This window comes from Urechidicola sp. KH5, assembly GCF_054661455.1.
Map to the genome: position 1 here is coordinate 515023 of NZ_BAAFSW010000002.1, position 18600 is coordinate 533622.

Sequence of the window (18600 nt, forward strand, 5' to 3'; positions counted from 1 at the left end):
GAATGATAAAATCTATTTTAGCTATACCCTATGCTAAGCGCATAGCACGAAGAGTAAAAAAGTGGTCGTTAAAACCATCTGAAACGCAGCATAAGGTTTTAATGAAATTAGTAAAAGATGCAAAACATACGCAATTCGGTAAGGATCATAATTTTTCTAAAATAACTTCATATAAAGATTTTATTTCCAATGTTCCTATCAGAGATTACGAGGGGTTAAGATTTTATGTAGATAGAGTTGTTGCGGGAGAGCCAAATATCTTATGGAAAGGCAAGCCCTTGTACTTTGGAAAAACTTCAGGTACTACATCAGGTACCAAATACATACCGCTAACCAAAGAGTCTATGCCCGAGCATATAAAGGGAGCTCGTAATGCCTTGTTAATGTACATTAATCGTAAGAAGAGAGCTAAGTTTGTTGATGGTAAAATGATCTTTTTACAAGGGAGTCCAGAATTAGGAGAAAAGAATGGTATTAGGGTAGGTCGATTGTCTGGAATTTCAGCGCATTATGTGCCAAAATACCTTCAAAGAAATAGACTGCCCAGTTGGGAAACAAATACCATACAAGATTGGGAAACTAAGGTTGAAAAGGTGATTGATGAAACTTTGGTAGAAGATATGCGTTTAATTGGTGGTATCCCATCTTGGGTACAAATGTATTTTGAGCGTATTGTTGAAAGAACAGGTAAAAAGGTGGGTGAAGTTTTCCCAAATTTTGAAGTATTTGTTTATGGTGGTGTAAACTATGAACCTTACCGTAAAAAGTTTGAAGAATTAATTGGCAGAAGAGTAGATGCTGTAGAATTGTATCCTGCTTCTGAAGGTTTTATTGCCTTTCAAGATACAGACGAAAATGGAATGCTCTTGAATTTAAATGCAGGGATCTTTTATGAGTTTATTCCAGCGGATGAATTTTTTGAAGAAAACCCAAGACGTTTATCTGTTTCTGATGTACAATTAGGGGTAAACTATGTAATTATTTTAAACACGAATGCAGGCCTTTGGGGATATAATATTGGTGACACCGTAGAATTTGTTTCTCTAAAACCACATCGAGTGTTGGTAACAGGCCGCATCAAACATTTTATTTCAGCTTTTGGAGAACATGTGATTGGTAAAGAGGTAGAGCGTGCTATGGAAGAAGCAACTTCTAAATTTGAGGCAAGCGTAACTGAATTTACTGTTGCGCCGATGGTAACTGTTGAAAATGAATTGCCTTACCACGAATGGTTTGTGGAGTTTGAACAAGAACCAAAAGATATGAATGGTTTTACCGCTTGTATTGATAAAGCATTGCAAGAACAGAATTCTTATTATTTGGACTTAATTGAAGGGAAGATTTTACAGCAACTAAAAATTACTTCTGTTGAGCGTGATGGATTCAGATCTTATATGAAATCTCAAGGTAAATTGGGCGGTCAGAATAAAATTCCGAGACTCTCTAATGATCGTAAAATTGCAGATGGATTAATACCACACATTGTAAAATGAAAGTAGTAGCAACAAATATTGGAGAACGCAAAACTGTAGTTTGGAAAAATAAAACCGTTGAAACCGGAATATATAAATTCCCAACTTTGGAGCCTATTGTACTTGGTGAAAAAGATGTGGTTGGTGATGCGGTAATAGACAGAAAACACCACGGTGGAACAGAACAGGCGGTATATGCGTATAGTGCATCTCATTACAATTATTTTAAAGAATTACATCCTGATTTAGATTGGCAGTACGGTATGTTTGGTGAAAATCTAACTTTAGAAGTATTAGAAGAAACTGAGCTTACAGTTGGTAGCACCTATTCATTGGGAGAGTGTATAGTTGAGGTTTCGAAACCGAGGCAACCATGTTATAAATTGGGCATTCGATTTGGGACTCAAAAAATTGTAAAGCAATTCTGGAATTCTACTAAAAGCGGAGTTTATTTTAAAGTGCTTCAAGGAGGAAGAGTACAAGTTGGTGATCAATTGGTGTTAATTGAAAAGAAATTTAGTACACCAACTATAGCCGAAGTTTATGACAGTAAAAAGTAATTCACCACTAGCAACACCATTTAAATTGCCCTGTGGTGTAGTATTGAAAAATCGTATTGTAAAGGCTGCTATGACAGAGCGATTGGCAGATAAAAACAATCATTCAACTCAAGCTTTATGCCGTTTGTATGAACATTGGTCGAGCACAGGTAGTGCTGTGCTGCTCTCTGGAAATATAATGGTTGATGGGCGCTATAAAGAGTCTGGAGGTAATGTGGTAATTGAAGATGAAAGTGGTTTGGATCAGTTAAAACAATGGACGAACTCCGCCACTAAACATGGTAACCAATTTTGGGCACAGCTATCTCATGCGGGAAGACAAGCAACTATTTTTTCAACGTTTAAACCAATCGCACCTTCTGCAGTGCAATTAAAAAAGTTAGGTCTATTCGCAAAACCTAAGGCAATGACTATTGCTCAAATAGAAGATGTTATTGAGCGTTATGTAAATACTGCAGTCATTTGTAAGAAAGCTGGTTTTACGGGTGTGCAATTTCACGGAGCGCACGGATATTTGTTGAGTCAGTTTTTATCGCTAAGAACAAATTGGCGCGAAGATGAATACGGAGGAAGTATTGAAAATAGAAGTAAAGTGCTAGTCACGATTATTAAAAAAGCGCGTGTTGCTTTAGGAGTAGATTTTCCTATTTCTGTGAAATTAAATTCTGCTGATTTTCAACGTGGAGGTTTTGAAGAGAACGATGCTTTTTACGTTATAGAGCAACTGGAAAAGCTTGGAGTTGATTTATTAGAAATATCGGGTGGGACTTATGAAAATATCGCCTTTTTTGAAAAAGCGAACTTGCGAGAATCCACCAGAAAACGTGAAGCTTTTTTTATGGATTTTGCAGATAAGTTGCGTAATAGGTCAAACATTCCTTTAATGGTAACGGGTGGATTTAGAACGAAATCTTTTTGTGAGGACGTTATAGCAAATAAAGAACTAGATATGATTGGTTTTGGTAGACCTTATCTGGCAGATGCTAGCTTTCCGAAATCATTTATTAGTGGTAACAGAACTCAAATAGAAGATCCTGCATTTTCTGTAAAATCAAAACATTTAAAAGATATGGCTGAAGGTGGATTTTACGATTATCAGATTTATAGATTGTCTCAAGGCAAGGAGTTAAAACCTAATTATAGCCCATGGAGTGCTATTTTGAGATTAATTTATAACGAATTTAGAAAAGGGTGGTTATAAAAATACCCTGCTCTTAAAGAACAGGGTATTTGGTAATTAATTCAATTAATAATTACTGTACTTCTACATCAAAAGTAACATCAATATCAGTAGAACCTCCTGCGTCTGCTAGTGTACCATCATTTGGCTTATTTGGCTCATGACGTAATACTACATTTAGAGTACCATCACTTACTACTCCAGCATTAACTGTAAAATCAAGACCAACTGGATTGTTATTAGCATCCATATCTTCGTAATCTACTGTAACATCTAATGTTCCATTAGGAATGTAGAATACTTGGTGCTCATCATCTTCTTCTCCGATTTCAATAGTAATATCTTCTGCTGGGTCTTCCGTTGTGTTCCAGAATTCAACAGTTCCAGAATAAGAAACACCTGCAGCTAAAGGACCAGATACATCATATACTGGTGGGTTTGGTCCTTCTTCACCATCTAAATCAGTGGCAGTCATAGTAACAGTATCTCCAGCTCCAACAGGAACTAATGTTACAATTACTTGTGTAATCAATTCTTCTTCGTTTACTTCATCTGGTGCGTCGTCGTCACACGAAATAAATAAAAGTGAAGCTACTAATGCTAAAGTTAAAAACTTAATTGCTTTCATGTTTGTAATCATTTTGTTTTGATTTAATAATTAATATTCAGTTTTAATAAAAAATTTCTCCCTAACTCATCGGCAAAAAAGCGCATATTGTTAAGGTAGTTTCTGTACGATGTGTTAAACACATTGTTTATAGAGAAGCCAACATTTAAGGTTGACTTTTGAGACATTTTAAAATCGATACTCGAATTAAAGTTTAAAAGGTGATACGCATCTGGTGGTGTACTGATATCTACCTCTTCGTAGGTTTGCGTTTCTGGAATAAATACTTCAAAATTATTGTCTGGATATTCGTTTTGACGGAATACATATTCGCTTTGCAATGACAAACGCAAATTGTTTAACGCTGCTTTGGTAAAAACAAGCTCGTTAACAGTACTTACAGGTGGTACATCAATTAAGGGTTCGTCTTGTATATTATCATATCCCTTTAAGAATGAAAATTGACTCGTTAAAAGAAAATCATCTAAAAAAGCATAAGACGCATCTAAATCTACACCATACAGATTAGCATCTGTTTGTCTGTACTCCCATACAGGAAAACTCCCTCTTAAGGTTTGGTTAATACCGGTTGGTTCTAAAAGAATATAATTGGCTACATTGTTATAAAAAGGTGTTACTTTAAAACTAAACTTGTCATGCGACCTTTCTAAACTTGCCGAAAACTTATGTCCAATTTCTGATTCTATTCTCAAATCTCCATATTCTATTCTAGCGGCAGAATGGTGCAATCCTTCACTAAATAATTCAGACGCATTTGGTGCTCTAGAGGCTAAAGAATAATTTAAATACAATTTATAATCTTCTGAAATTGTATAATTGGCACCAAGCATAGCTGAACCATTAGAAAAATTTAGTTGCGGCTTGGTAAGAACACTGTTATTGGTTTCTTCCACTACGATATCAGCAAACTCCTCGTCGTAAACTCTTTCTTCCCAAAAAGATTTTCTATAGAATTTCCATACATCCATGTAGCGGTAATCAAATCGAGCACCAGCTTCTACGAGCCAAGAATCATTTAGTTTATAATCTGCGATAGCAAAGATTCCAAAGTCGTATTGGTCGTAGTCAGGAATTAAACGTTTTACTCCCGTTTCAGGGTCTGGAAAATTAACTTGGTACCTACCAGTGATACCAGCTTTTAAATTTAGGTTTTCCTTCAATTTAGTATCTAAATCAAAAGTTAATGAATGCGTGTCTAGCTGAAGATCTAAAGCTGGTTTGTTTTGTCTTTCACCTCTTCTAATATCAAATTCTAATCTGTTATTGAGCTGAAAATCGTATTGCAGATTTAATTTGGTTTTGTTATTGAGCCAATAAAACCCATTTAGTTTAGCTAAATGATGTGTTACTTCTTGTCTCGGAGGGTTAATCTCATAAGTAAAATCCTCAATGTATAGAGGTACATCGCTTTCGATAGCTCTATATAAATCTCGAATGTTTCCTAAATGAGATGCTCTTAAAATGCCAATGTCGTTTTTAAACATAGAGTAGTACAGGTCTATGCCGTAGTCAATTCGATTAATCCCCGCATTTATAGAAAAATTACGTTCATAAATTCCGGTATTACTCAATACATAATCCGGAGCTTCGTAATCTCCGAACCTTTTAATAGTACCTTGTATGGTAGTATAAAAACCTTTTTCTGTACTTCTGGTAAGTTGAGAAGTTGCAGAAAAGCCTCTGCCGTTAGTAGTACCAGTTAATAAGGTTTTGCCGTAAATACTATCTTTAAGATGTGCTCTTTTTGGAGATACTACAATAACTCCTCCAATCGCATCTCCACTGTATTGCAATGCCCCAGCGCCCTTAACCAAGGTAATGTTTTGGGCTGCATTAATATCAATGTTAGGTGCATGTTCAGAGCCCCATTCTTGGTCTTCCATTCGTACACCGTTATTGATAATTACAACTCTGCTACTGTGCAACCCATTGATAATTGGTTTTACAATATTATTACCAGTATTTAATGTTGATACGCCACTTAAACTCTTTAACGCATCTCCCAGAGTGGCACCATTGTTTTGTTCGATTTCCTTTTCAGAAATAGTACTAACATTTATAGTTTTTGCAGTATTATTAAATGCCTTACCATTAACAGAAATTTCGTTTAGTTGATCTAAGTGATGTTCAAGTTTAAAATCTTTATTTTGATTTTTTGATAAGGTGACATTAAAGCCTCTAGTCGCACATTCTGGGTGCGATATTTGTATAAAATACTTGCCTTCACACAAGTTTTTAATAGTATAGTTCCCATCAAAATCACTTTCTATAACAAGATTAATATCAGCCACAACAAGTGTTGCCCCAACTAATGGAGAATCATCATGAATGTCTATAATCTTTCCTGAAAGTGTTAAATCACAATTTTGTGATATGGTAACAATACTACTAAAAAGTAGCACTGTTATAAATAAAAACCGCATAGTAAATGTTTCTTAATTAACGTGATAGCTAGATCGTTGATTAAGAATAAATAGGAGGTGCGCGAAGTTGTTTGTTTGAATGGTGATAGGAAGAAATAGCAACGGTTGTGTAGCTATCAATTTTTGATAAGATTGGAAGATTTAAACTATAGTCATTTGTGAAAGCTACAGCATTATTATAAGAAAATGCTTCAAATGAACAGATACTACAGTCTAAGTCAGTTTTGCAAAAGTGAGTTTCAGTTTCATTACACGTCATATGCTCATGTCCTTCAAACACATGCAACAACTGAACAGCAGAAGGAGTCATTAGCGCAATAAAAAGCACTAAAGACAACATGTTTTTTTTACACTGTTCTGTAATATTCACTTCAATAATTTGATTAAGTGGCAAAACTAATGAATTAAAATTTGATTTGCTTATAAAAAATAGAGCAATATGTTAAACAAGTCTTAAATAGCTACTACAATTTCTAATTGCAATTTTAGGAGTTAATTACTCTTTCCACCCTCTGAGAAATAGCAGTTAGAAGTTCGTAAGAAATAGTTTCTGCTGCTTGAGCTAAATCTTCTATCATTTCTTGGCTATCAAAAATAACGACAGTATCTCCTTCAGTACAATCAATTTTAGAGATATCAACCATAATCATATCCATACACACATTGCCTACAAAAGCCGCCTTTTGGTTCTTAATTTTTACATACCCCTTACCTTTGCCTAAAGCTCTTAGAATACCATCTGCATGGCCAATAGGAATGGTAGCAGTTTTCATTGCAGAAGTTGCTATTAAACCTCTATTGTAACCCACACTCTCACCAGGTTCTATAATATGAATCTGTGAAATGATACTGTGTAAAGAATTGACATTTTTTAGTTGCGATGTAAAATGTGTGTCATTTGTAAATCCATGCAAGCCAATTCCAATGCGAACCATATCAAAGTGGGCTTCTGGATAATTTAATATACCCGAAGTATTACACATATGCAGCATTGGTTGGTAGCTCAATTGCGACGCTAGTTTATTTGTAATAGTTTTAAACATATCAATTTGACTCAATGAGAATTGCCTTTCGCTTATGTCTTCTGATGCAGCTAAATGTGAGAAAACACCATTTAGTTTTAAATTCGAATTGTTTTTAAAATAAGAAACTATATAATCTACATCAGAATGCCAAAAACCAAGTCTATTTAATCCCGTATTAAATTTGATATGAACAGGCAACTGGTTGAAGTTTTGTTGCTCAGCTAGTTTAAAAAATGCTTTCAAAATTCGGGCATTATACAAGTTGGGTTCTAAAGCAAAATCAACAAGAGTTTGTAAATTGTCTATTTGTGGATGCAATACTAAAATAGGGGTATCTATTCCAGATTTCCTCAATGCAACTCCTTCTTGAACATAAGCAACAGCAAAATAATGAACTTTATCTTTCAAGTGGTTGGCTATTTTAAAAGCATCACTACCATAACCAAAGGCTTTGATTACAGCCATTACCTTGGTAGATTCAGAAATCTTAGTTTTAAAAAAATATAGATTGTGTGAGAGTGCGTTTAAATCAATAAAAAGCTTGGTGACATGCTTATTCATTCTTTTTTACTTCTTCTTCAATAACATCCATTTTAGCGACCTCTTTTTCAAGATTGGCTTTATAATATGCAGCTCTACTTAATGGCTCGTATTCTTGAGTTTCACCCAATAAAACCAAATCATCGCTTTCTGCTGTTCTATGGCTATAATGCGCCAAATTTCCTGTTCTAGTGCATACAGCATGTACTTTTGTTACATATTCTGCAGTTGCCATTAATGCTGGCATAGGGCCAAACGGATTGCCTTTAAAATCCATATCTAATCCAGCAATTATTACACGAATTCCTTTGTTGGCTAAATCGTTGCAAACCGAGACAATTTCATCGTCAAAAAATTGTGCTTCATCAATACCTACAACGTCTACATCGTTTGCCAATAATCTAATGTTTGCTGCAGCAGGCACAGGAGTAGATCGAATCTCGTTTGAATCATGAGAAACCACCATCTCGTCATCATACCTCACATCTACTGTAGGTTTGAATATTTCTACCTTTTGTTTCGCAAATTGAGCACGTTTTAAGCGTCTGATTAGTTCTTCGGTTTTACCAGAGAACATTGATCCACATATCACTTCAATCCACCCAAATTGTTCTGTATGATTTACCGTATTTTCGAGAAACATTTTGTAATTTTCGGACTTGTAAAGGGTTTAGTAAAGAAATTTAACTACGTAACTCCACAAATGTATCAAAAATAACCCATATAAATTCTGCTACTTATGCACAAAAAATTGGAATCTGAATTGATTAGTCTTGCACACAGTATCTTACAGATGAAAAATAGAGATGATGTTCTTGCATTAAGAGATAAAGCTCAAAAATTATACGAGCGATTGGCTTTGTTAAGTTATGTAGATGAGTTTATAACTACAACTCCTCAAAACACCAAATCAAAAGAAGAATTGCTCGATACTGTTACTGTCGAAATTGAGGCTGCTGAGCAAGTAGACGAGGTTGTTGAGAAAATTGAAAGTTTGGATGAAGTGGTTGAAGATATTGTAGAGGAAGTTGTAACGAAAGTTGAAGAAGAAATAGAAAGTGTATTTGTTCCTGAGGAAAAGGAAGAAACAAAAGATGAAGTTGAAGAAGTATTTGAGAAAGCTGAAATGGTTGAACCTGTTCCAGCTATTGAGAATGTTGAAGAGGTAAAAGAAAAGTTAGTTGAAGAAACACCTCCCAAAAAACAACTATCATTAGAGGAAGAGTTTAAAGATGCGGTTTCTGTTGATGTTACAGCCGATTTATTTCAAAAGGCCGATGAGGTTCTTCAAGCAAAACCAACACTAAACGATAAATTTAAAAATAAACATATTCAAGTTGATTTAAATGATCGTATTGCTTTCGTAAAGCATTTATTTAATCAAAGTCAATCTGACTTTAATCGTGTTTTATCGCAGCTAAATTCTATTGAAACTGAAAAAGAAGCCAAACAGTTTATTAATAAAATGGTGAAACCTGATTACGATTGGGAAGGGAAAGAAGAGTATGAAGAACGTTTTATGGCTTTAATTGAACGCAGATTTTAATGAGCATTACCACCAATTATATTTTTTGCATGAAATGGGGCACCTTATATGGTCCTGAATATGTAAACAGATTGTATTCTATGGTCAGTAGAAACCTGACAATACCTTTTAAAATGGTTTGTTTTACAGATGATACTACTGGAATAGATGATGCCGTTGATTGTTACCCTATACCAGAAGTTGACATAGATTCAAATCTTCCTGAACGAATGTGGAAGAAGCTTACTACAATGAAAGAGGATTTGTATGGTTTAGAAGGGAGGGCGCTGTTTTTGGATTTGGATATCGTCATTGTAGATAATATTGATTGCTTTTTTGAAGTTGATGGAGAGTTTAGAATAATTAAAGATCATAGCTGGAGGTCTTGGCGCATTACAGGTAATTCTTCTGTATATCGTTTTGATATTGGTAAACACGGTTATGTGTTTGATAATTTTGTAGTGAATTTTGATACCATTAGAAAAGAGCATCGCAATGAGCAAGAATATTTAACGCATGCAATTAACGATAAAGGAAAATTGCAATATTGGCCAGCAGAATGGTGTCCCAGTTATAAATACGATTGCATCTCTAGATTTCCATTAGCATTTTGGAAAGTTCCTGTAATTCCAGAAGGTTCTAAAATCATCATTTTTCACGGAGAGATTAACCCTCATAAAGCTATAAAAGGTGGTAGAGGAAAATGGTATCGATATGTGAGAGCTGCACCTTGGGTAGCAGAATATTGGAAATAATTTATTTTTTCTTTTTCACTTTTTTACCAACCGGATTTAGTGTGTTTACTAATCCAGACTGAATGGTTTTCCAGAAGTAATTACCCAAACCTTTATAGGGCACGCGTTCAAATTGCATGATAACTTCTCTAGGTTCTTTTCCTTTTTTTGGATTGGATTCATGAATCAAAGAATTGACACCCCAGGATAAGAATTTATTTTCTTCTAGAGAATTTGATTTAAAGATTTCAGCCTCTAAGTCATGATAAAGCATGGTCATACTACCTTCTGAAGAAATCGAATTGGCAGATCCTTGAAAACTTAAATGGTCTAATTCTCCCTTTATAACTTTTAAGCCTAATGCAGGAAAAAGTGCAGAGTCAAAGAGTTCTAATTTTGATTTGCTTAAAGTTCCATTAAAATAAAAGCGGTGGTTGTTGTCTTGCATGTTAAATGATGCCTTTGCATGAATTTTACCTGATTTCATAAGCAATGCATTAATATCTGCTATAATGGGTGCTTTTCTATATTTCGCAATTGAACTTACATTAGAAATAGATGCATTAATCTGGTTAATTGGGACCTCCATCAATATGTCTTTTTCGGCTAATTTTTCTTGAACTAAAATGCTGCAATCTACTAAGGCAACATTTTTTATCAATAATGGAAGTTTCAATTGTTTTAATTTAATGTGAGGTAAGCCAGGTCTTTTACTTTCATTAAATGGTTTGCGCTTGTCTTTAAAAATAGTTATGTCAGCTTTTTCCAAAGAAACACTATCTATAAAAACCCCATTGCCATTTATTAAATTCTCTATATTAAAATTGTATAATTGAATTTTTTGGATATCTACATCTATTATATCATCATTATGTTTTTTAGTTGTGGCGAGTTTAAATTTGTCTGTTTTTGGATGAATACTTAGCTTTTTGAGGTCCCAAATATTTTTGGTATTGTCGTATTCAAAAGAATTGAGTTTGAATTGATAATCTATATTGTCAAATCCAATACCTTTTATAGCAAATGATTTTCCTAATACTTCAAGTTTAAAATAGTTCTTCCCATTAGGGGTTAATTTTAAACCACCCATTTTTAAATCTAGTGGTACACTTGTAAAAGTAATTTGATTACTGTTGAAATCGAAGGATTCAAATTGCGCTTCATTAAAAGTAAATTTCTTTACTTCTAGACCATTAATGTCTTTAATTGGTATACTATCAAGCTTAATTTTTATTCCCGATTTTTTAATTTTTGATTCTGAATTTTTGAATTTATAGAACTTTAATCCATTTACTGCTAATTCACCTATATTTATTTCTTTATGAAACAAAAAGTCGAAGAAGCTAATGTTATTTATTGAGATGTATTTAGCTGAAATTTTATCAAGATTGTTTTTATCGAGATCTTTCTCCATCAAATTGAGTAAGGCTTTACTCTTAGGAGTAAACTTAATGTCTTTAAGAGTTATATTACGTTGAATAAATTTAAAAGAAACATCTGAGACTGAAACGGTGTAATTTGTAATAGGATTCTGCTTAAGAATCGACTGTAATTTTTGTTTGATAAATACGGAGACTGCAATATCTGTTAATAGAATGAGTAGCAATAGTATTGCAAGTATTCTTACTCTTTTATTTGAAAATAGACTGTTGGGCATAGCTATGCGTTAGCTATATAAAGGTAATAAATTAAATTAACTATTCACTTTTAAGAGCTAATTGCAATGCCTCGACATTTTTTTTGCTGTTGCCTATAAAAATATTGTTTCTAATTATTGCCACAGGTCTTTTGAGAAACGTATACTCGTCTAACAGTAATCTTCTATACTCTTTCTCAGAAAGATTTTGGTTTTTAAGATTCATTTGCTTGTACTTCTTTGCACGTTTATTAAATAAACTTTCATAAGAATCTGTTAAAGTATACATTTCTTCTAATTGTTGAACAGTAACAGGATTAGATTTAATTTCTTGAAGCTCTATACCGTCAATATTTAAAGATTTAAGAATTCTTGAACAGGTATCACAGGTTTTTAAAAAGTAAATTTTTTTCATGAGTTAAAAATAATCAGTTTGTGTACATTTATCAAAAAAATGAGATATGCAAGATCAGTTTGATATACTTCATAAAAATAGAGCCTTAATAACTAAAATAGTTTCAGGTTTAACCTTAGAACAATTAAATACAATACCACAAGGATTTAAAAATAATATTGCTTGGAATCTTGCCCATTTGGTTGCTACTCAGCAGTTACTTTGTTATTTTAATTCAGGCAATAAAATGTTGGTTGACGATACCTTTATTGAAACCTATAAAAAAGGTACTGCACCAATAAAGTTGATGTCACAAGAAGAATTAGATCAAGTTTTACAATTCTTCAAATCTTTACCAGAGCAACTTGAAAAAGATTATTCTAATGGTTTATTGAATAACTATAATGTTTATACCACTAGTGTCGAAGTAACTTTAGATTCTGTAGAAAAGGCAATTGGATTTAACAATTTTCATGAAGGTATACACTTAGGGTGTATATTAGCTCTCAGAAAATTGGTTTAATTAAGATAATAGATAAAGCCAAAGTTTACAAATAAACTCCAATCGTTATATTTATTATTTGGATCGGTACCATTGACATCAGGTCCTGTGGCATTTAATCCGTCAATCCAATCATTAAAATAGTAGTGCCATTTTCCTTCTAAGAAAACGTCTGAGTATTCACCCAACTTAATTCGAGAACCTAAACTAGAAGTAAGTGTTCCTGTAAAACCTGCATCAGTGCTTACATAAGCTGGATTCGCCCATTTCTGATACAATAAGTCGTAATTGCTTTCCCAGTCACCATCACCATAAGTGGTTTCGATTGATGGATTATAATAAGTTGCCATTATACCAATACTTAAATAAGGTGAGAAGCGTAGTTTAGGATTTCGTCTAGAACCAAAATCTGTAATATTTACAAAGTGGTACTCTGCTTGTGTACCAAAATTAATAGTTTTGGCCTCTCCTGTATGTGCACGTAATCGATCTGCTTGATCAGAGGTTTGGCTATCATCAACATACTGCCCAAAATGCTCTAATTTAGCTTGATAATAAGATAATTCTGTTCTAAATCTAAAGTGATCCCTAAAGAAACTATGTCTCTGATTCCAACGATATCTGTAATCCGCTAAGGTAAAATAATGTATTGCGCTAATTCCAAAACCAGTATTTCCTGCTCCACTACTTTGAGTTTCATATCGCTCTCCATAATCAGTAGAAAAAAATGGAACACCTATACTCACTCCAATTTCGTGAGTAACTTTTCCATGTCTATTCCAGTCTTGTGCATGCAGATTATTGCAAACAAAAATAATGAGTAGTATTGGGGTTAGTATTTTTGTACTATTAATCAAAAAATATTTTTTTCTTGTCAACAAAAGTAGCAAAATCTATCAAACATACAACGTTTTATTAAATTCTTTATTGTTATTTTAAATTTAAATTAAAATCTTCGATTTGCTCCCAATTAGGTTTTATCTCTATCTCCCCTTTTCTATAAACGACTTTTTCAGGTTTGATGCGCTTTAAAAAATTACCGGTATCCCAAATGCCATTTTCATTTGTGTCGTAAATAACTCTAAATTGATAGTTGTCTGGAGTCAGGTATTCAAATTTGAAACGGTTATTTTCTCTTACATAAATTTGTTCTATTATTTCTTGCTTACTGTTTAATAGTTCCAGAATATATGGGTAAGAAGCTGCATTTTGCATATTTAATTGAATGGTGCCATACATATCTAGTGTTCCTGTTCTTGCAGTCATATTTAATGTATCATTGGTGTCGCCAAACAAATCTTCAATAGCATTAGGTAAAAAGCGAAGGTTGTAATTCTCTTCAAAGTTTTTATCGAAATTTAATTTTAACTCTTGTTTAGAGGAAGACAAATGCATTGTGAAATTTACAGGTAATGAATCTTTATCTAGAATTGATATTTGAGATTTTCTGATATTTAACATGGGTACATTGGAGGAAATCGAAAAGGTGTCCTTTAAACTTAAAACTCCAGATGTAACTTGAGAAATACGCAATGAATCGCGCTCTTTTTTCCTCAAAAAGACTTTAAGTGTATCTAAATATTCATTTTTAGAAACCTCAAAAAGTAAAGAATCAGCGTTTATTGGAGTGTACCAATAACTCAAAGTATCTTTATCTTTTTCAAAAACAATATGAGAATTAAAAATGCTGTCTGGTGGAGATAACAATTTAATTGAAGCTCCAGTGGGATCTCCTTCATATCCAAAATATAATTGCCCCATTTTGTTTTCAGAAGGTCTTATAAAACGAAATGGTAAAACTTCATTAAATAATGTTAACTCAAATATAGTATCATTCGGAATTGTAATATAGGTTGGGTGATAGCCAATTTTGTCAACTTTTGCATCAAATTTATAGTTCCGACTTACATCTTTTATTGCGACCATTAAATAAGTGCCTTCTTTTAAGTTTGTAAGTTCAAAAGCAATACTGTCTAATGTGTTTGCAACATAACTAGGACGTTCTTTGTATATGATGGAATCAGAAAATTCTTCAGTTATTTCGTATAACTGAACAGATACATTTTTCTCTGATTCTAGATTGAATGCATCAGATATTCGGCCTGAAATGGACAAAGAATCTATATAGTCTCCTGTTGAAAAAATATATTTAAACTGTGCTAACGGATTTTCCTCGTTGTTATCTACCACACTATTGCCAAAATTAAATGTGTATGTAGTATTTGGTTTAAGGGTATCTGTAATTCTAATATTTATATCTTGACTAGCCGTTCCAACAGGTGTAATTATTGGTTGATTTTCTAATGGTGGAGATACAACAAGCTGTTGATTAATATCTTTTAATTTAATGTATTCGTCAAAACTTATTCTAATTTTTTCTTCATCAAAATTAATACTTAAATGTTCTGGTTTAGCTGTAATTACAATAGGTGGCAATTCATCTTTAGGTCCCCCAGAAGGTCTACCTCTTCTCGCACAACTGGCTAATAATAGTAATACAACGGCCACATAAAACCAATTGTTAAGTTTAAAAATCATACAGCTAAATTTGTTACAAAGAAACCATTTTTTTTGGCTTTTGTAAAGCTTTTATTCGGTATAAGCCATAACAGCAATACTTAACTTAATTTCTGATATTTTGAATAAGGCGTTTGCGCAATTAGTAATAGTTGCTCCAGTTGTAATTATGTCGTCGATTAATAGTACGTGCATCCCGCGCAATTCTGAAGTATTTGTAATTTCAAATTGTTTATCCGCATTTTCCCACCGATTAAATTTTGTTCGTTTGGTTTGACTAACTCGTTGTTTCGTTTTGATAAGTGTAGAAGTGTTTATTGGAGCATTTAATAGCTTTGACAAAGCCTTGCAAAAAAGAGTTAATTGATTGTATCCCCGTTTTTTCAACTTGGCAGGGTGTAAAGGTACAGGCACAATTACATCAATTGTTTTAAATCGATTACTTTTTAACATCTCATATCCAAGCCAATTTCCTAATAAATCGCCAATATTTTCGTGTCCTCTATATTTTAATTGGTGTATTACTTTTTGAACTATATGATTTTTGTGAAAGAAAAATAAGGCGGTTGCTTCTTGCAATTCAAAAATTCCATAGAGTCGTTTTTCTATTAAATTTCCAGTGCAGTTACTAAAATTAGTTAAGGGTACTTCGTTGCGACAGTTAGTACATATCAGTAATTCACTCTTCATCAATGTTTGTTCGCACGAATAGCACAATTTTGGGAAAAATAATGCAACTATATTCTTAGCAATAGTCAACATAGCTTTTTGTTTGTAAGTTACAATTATTTAATGATTTAGGTGATTTTTGAAGAGACTCCAAATGATGGGAAAATCATAAAAATAATAGGGTAGTCATATAATTTCAATTAAATTTGCACATTTGTTATAATTAACCCTAAATAATTCATTTTAATCATGGAAGATACTAAATCACAAAGAAAAATTGTTGTTGGTATTTTGCTTTTACTTTTGGTAAGTCTTGGAGTTTATACCATCTATCAAAATAATCAGTTAAATGCTTCAAACAACTTTTTAGAAGAAGAAAAAGTAACCATTCAAAATAACTTAGATGAAATGGTTGCGAAGTATGATGCTGCAATTGCAGAAAACTCTGAGTTGAGTGAAGAGTTAAAATTAGAACGTGAAGACATTATTTTATTGCGCGATTCTGTAAAAAACCTAAGGAGTACTAATTATAGTATTATTAAACGTTACAGGTCTAAAATAGAGGATCTTGAGGCCTCAAATAAAGAATTGTTTCGTTTAAACGATTCACTTAGAATCGCAACGCAAATTTTAGAACAAGATTTAGAAAGTGCTGAAGGCGTTATTGCTACTCAGAATTCGGCTCTAGATTCTATTAATTCGCAAAATGAAACCTTAAATGGTAAAGTGGCAGTTGGCGCACAGTTACAAGCAAATAGTTTAATCGTAAGTACTTTAAAAGAGAAGAGTAGTGGGAAAATGGTTGAAACTACAAGAGCTAATAGAACTGATGCCCTGAGAATTCAATTTACAATTGCAGAAAATGCATTAACAGAGGCCGCTACTAAACAAGTGCAGATTCAATTGTTAAATCCAAAAGGAGAAGTATTAAATATTGTTGGAAATTCTACAACTTCTGATGGAACAAATTTTGACTATTCAGATGCTACATCTGTAGATTATGCAAATAAAAACCAAGATGTTATTTCTTTAATCAAAGTAGACAGAAAAGAAATGCAGAAAGGTACACATACAGTAAACATTTATTTAGAAGATAGATTGGTAGCTGTTGGTGGATTTGTATTAAAATAAATTCGGTAGAAATATACAAATTGGTGGCTTTTGTTTGCGCTTAAGCCACTTTTTTTATGTTCATACCTCTAATCTTAAAACCTTTATTATTTTTGCAGCATGGCAAAACAAGAAGATAAATTTAAAGCAGTAATATCTCACGCAAAGGAGTACGGATATGTATTTCAAAGTAGTGAGATTTATGACGGTTTGAGTGCAGTTTACGACTATGCTCAAAATGGTGTAGAGTTAAAGAAGAATATTAGAGAATATTGGTGGAAAGCCATGGTGCAAATGAATGAGAATATTGTAGGAATTGACGCTGCAATTTTTATGCATCCAACCACTTGGAAAGCTTCTGGGCACGTTGATGCTTTTAACGATCCATTAATTGATAATAAAGATTCTAAAAAACGATATAGAGCTGACGTTTTAATAGAAGATTACGTTGGTAAATTAGATGCTAAAATTGAAAAGGAGGTAAAAAAAGCAGCTAAACGTTTCGGAGAGGCTTTTGACAAAGAGCAATTTTTAGCCACCAACCCCAGAGTTTTAGGTTATAAAGAAAAAGGAAATACCATATTAAAGCGCATGGGCCAATCTTTAGAGAAAGAAGATTTAGCAGATGTAAAAGCTTTAATTGAAGAGTTAGAAATTGCTTGTCCATTATCTGGTTCTAAAAACTGGACAGATGTAAAGCAGTTTAACTTAATGTTCGGCACAAAACTTGGTGCATCTGCTGAAAGTGCGATGGATTTATATCTTAGACCAGAGACAGCGCAGGGTATTTTTGTAAATTTCTTAAACGTTCAGAAAACAGGACGTATGAAGATTCCTTTTGGTATTGCTCAAACAGGTAAGGCATTTAGAAACGAAATTGTAGCTAGACAATTTATTTTTAGAATGCGAGAGTTTGAACAAATGGAAATGCAATTCTTTATAAAGCCAGGAACTCAAAAAGAGTGGTACGAGCACTGGAAAGAGGCTCGATTAAAATGGCACTTATCTTTAGGAATGGGTAAAGATAATTATCGTTTTCATGATCATGAAAAATTGGCGCATTATGCTGATGCAGCATCGGATATTGAGTTTAGATTTCCGTTCGGGTTTAAAGAACTCGAAGGAATTCATTCTCGAACAGATTTTGATTTATCGCAACACGAAGAATTTTCTGGTAAAAAATTACAATACTTCGATCACCAAGAGAATAAATCGTATGCGCCATACGTATTGGAAACTTCGATTGGTTTAGATAGAATGTTTTTGGCTGTTTTCTCTAATTCGTTACAAGAAGAGGAGTTAGAAAACGGCACAACACGCACAGTTCTTAAATTACCTGCTGTTTTAGCGCCTACAAAAGCTGTAGTATTGCCATTGGTAAAGAAAGACGGGTTGCCCGTTATTGCCCGTAAAATAGTAGACGACTTGAAGTGGGATTTTGCTGTTGGATATGATGAGAAAGATGCAGTTGGTAGACGTTACCGTAGACAAGATGCTGCTGGTACTCCATTTTGTATCACAGTTGATCACGATACATTAGAGGACAATTCGGTTACGATTCGTCACAGAGATACTATGGAACAAAAGAGAGTGCCAATTTCAGAATTGAGAAGTATTATTGGTGAAGAAGTGTCAATGCGAAACTGGTTACAAAAAATGTAAACTATTGCCTATATAAATTATAG

General features: G+C 33.3%; 18 protein-coding genes. 8 read left to right on the plus strand and 10 right to left on the minus strand.

The window, feature by feature from the left end:
* Positions 1-2 precede the first annotated feature (2 nt).
* From ACYQ5R_RS06955 to ACYQ5R_RS06965, 3 genes are read left to right on the plus strand one after another with little or no spacing between them, the layout of a single operon-like run.
* Positions 3-1493, plus strand: a complete 1491-nt coding sequence (locus ACYQ5R_RS06955; protein WP_460190197.1) for a GH3 auxin-responsive promoter family protein — start codon at positions 3-5, stop codon at positions 1491-1493.
* Positions 1490-2032, plus strand: coding sequence for an MOSC domain-containing protein (locus tag ACYQ5R_RS06960; protein ID WP_460190198.1), 543 nt, complete (start codon positions 1490-1492; stop codon positions 2030-2032). Before ACYQ5R_RS06955 ends, ACYQ5R_RS06960 begins: the two co-directional genes overlap by 4 nt.
* Complete coding sequence (locus ACYQ5R_RS06965; RefSeq protein ID WP_460190199.1) at positions 2016-3233, plus strand: NADH:flavin oxidoreductase/NADH oxidase family protein; 1218 nt, start codon at positions 2016-2018, stop codon at positions 3231-3233. Before ACYQ5R_RS06960 ends, ACYQ5R_RS06965 begins: the two co-directional genes overlap by 17 nt.
* Positions 3234-3285: 52 nt before the next feature.
* Here the strand turns inward: ACYQ5R_RS06965 and ACYQ5R_RS06970 are convergent, their stop codons facing one another.
* From ACYQ5R_RS06970 to ACYQ5R_RS06990, 5 genes are all read right to left on the minus strand, one after another.
* Positions 3286-3840, minus strand: a complete 555-nt coding sequence (locus ACYQ5R_RS06970; protein WP_460190200.1) for a type 1 periplasmic binding fold superfamily protein — start codon at positions 3838-3840, stop codon at positions 3286-3288.
* 23 nt (positions 3841-3863) lie between these two features.
* Positions 3864-6263 carry a TonB-dependent receptor gene (locus tag ACYQ5R_RS06975; RefSeq protein WP_460190201.1) on the minus strand — a complete coding sequence of 800 codons (2400 nt, stop codon included), beginning with the start codon at positions 6261-6263 and terminating at the stop codon, positions 3864-3866.
* A 40-nt stretch (positions 6264-6303) separates the two neighbouring features.
* The gene (locus ACYQ5R_RS06980) at positions 6304-6657 is read right to left on the minus strand and encodes a hypothetical protein (RefSeq protein WP_460190202.1); all 354 of its coding nucleotides are present in this window, start codon (positions 6655-6657) and stop codon (positions 6304-6306) included.
* A 91-nt stretch (positions 6658-6748) separates the two neighbouring features.
* The gene (gene alr, locus ACYQ5R_RS06985) at positions 6749-7849 is read right to left on the minus strand and encodes an alanine racemase (protein WP_460190203.1); all 1101 of its coding nucleotides are present in this window, start codon (positions 7847-7849) and stop codon (positions 6749-6751) included.
* Positions 7842-8471, minus strand: a complete 630-nt coding sequence (locus ACYQ5R_RS06990) for a thymidine kinase (protein WP_460190204.1) — start codon at positions 8469-8471, stop codon at positions 7842-7844. Before ACYQ5R_RS06990 ends, alr begins: the two co-directional genes overlap by 8 nt.
* A 96-nt stretch (positions 8472-8567) precedes the next feature.
* Between ACYQ5R_RS06990 and ACYQ5R_RS06995 the strand changes: the two genes are divergently transcribed.
* A complete protein-coding gene (locus ACYQ5R_RS06995; RefSeq protein WP_460190205.1) occupies positions 8568-9374 on the plus strand; it encodes a hypothetical protein in 807 nt (268 codons plus the stop codon).
* The gene (locus ACYQ5R_RS07000) at positions 9374-10108 is read left to right on the plus strand and encodes a glycosyltransferase (protein ID WP_460190206.1); all 735 of its coding nucleotides are present in this window, start codon (positions 9374-9376) and stop codon (positions 10106-10108) included. The genes ACYQ5R_RS06995 and ACYQ5R_RS07000 overlap by 1 nt, the downstream gene beginning before the upstream one ends.
* 1 nt (position 10109) lies before the next feature.
* On the opposite strand, the gene ACYQ5R_RS07005 is transcribed toward ACYQ5R_RS07000, so the two are convergent.
* Complete coding sequence (locus ACYQ5R_RS07005; RefSeq protein ID WP_460190207.1) at positions 10110-11744, minus strand: hypothetical protein; 1635 nt, start codon at positions 11742-11744, stop codon at positions 10110-10112.
* A gap of 40 nt (positions 11745-11784) precedes the next feature.
* The gene (locus ACYQ5R_RS07010; RefSeq protein ID WP_460190208.1) at positions 11785-12138 is read right to left on the minus strand and encodes an arsenate reductase family protein; all 354 of its coding nucleotides are present in this window, start codon (positions 12136-12138) and stop codon (positions 11785-11787) included.
* Positions 12139-12184: 46 nt separating this feature from the next.
* Between ACYQ5R_RS07010 and ACYQ5R_RS07015 the strand changes: the two genes are divergently transcribed.
* On the plus strand, positions 12185-12640 hold the full coding sequence (locus tag ACYQ5R_RS07015) for a DinB family protein (protein ID WP_460190209.1): 456 nt from the start codon (positions 12185-12187) through the stop codon (positions 12638-12640).
* Here the strand turns inward: ACYQ5R_RS07015 and ACYQ5R_RS07020 are convergent.
* The 3 genes from ACYQ5R_RS07020 to ACYQ5R_RS07030 all read right to left on the minus strand — a co-directional run bounded on the left by ACYQ5R_RS07020 (position 12637) and on the right by ACYQ5R_RS07030 (position 15898).
* On the minus strand, positions 12637-13476 hold the full coding sequence (locus tag ACYQ5R_RS07020) for a THC0290_0291 family protein (RefSeq protein ID WP_460190210.1): 840 nt from the start codon (positions 13474-13476) through the stop codon (positions 12637-12639). The genes ACYQ5R_RS07015 and ACYQ5R_RS07020 overlap by 4 nt on opposite strands.
* Before the next feature lie 73 nt (positions 13477-13549).
* Positions 13550-15157, minus strand: a complete 1608-nt coding sequence (locus tag ACYQ5R_RS07025; RefSeq protein ID WP_460190211.1) for an Ig-like domain-containing domain — start codon at positions 15155-15157, stop codon at positions 13550-13552.
* Between the two features lie 51 nt (positions 15158-15208).
* Positions 15209-15898, minus strand: a complete 690-nt coding sequence (locus ACYQ5R_RS07030) for a ComF family protein (RefSeq protein ID WP_460190212.1) — start codon at positions 15896-15898, stop codon at positions 15209-15211.
* 156 nt (positions 15899-16054) lie between these two features.
* Between ACYQ5R_RS07030 and ACYQ5R_RS07035 the strand changes: the two genes are divergently transcribed.
* Positions 16055-16936 carry a hypothetical protein gene (locus ACYQ5R_RS07035; protein WP_460190213.1) on the plus strand — a complete coding sequence of 294 codons (882 nt, stop codon included), beginning with the start codon at positions 16055-16057 and terminating at the stop codon, positions 16934-16936.
* Positions 16937-17035: 99 nt separating this feature from the next.
* Positions 17036-18577, plus strand: coding sequence for a glycine--tRNA ligase (locus tag ACYQ5R_RS07040; RefSeq protein WP_460190214.1), 1542 nt, complete (start codon positions 17036-17038; stop codon positions 18575-18577).
* The last annotated feature ends 23 nt before the right edge of the window (positions 18578-18600 follow it).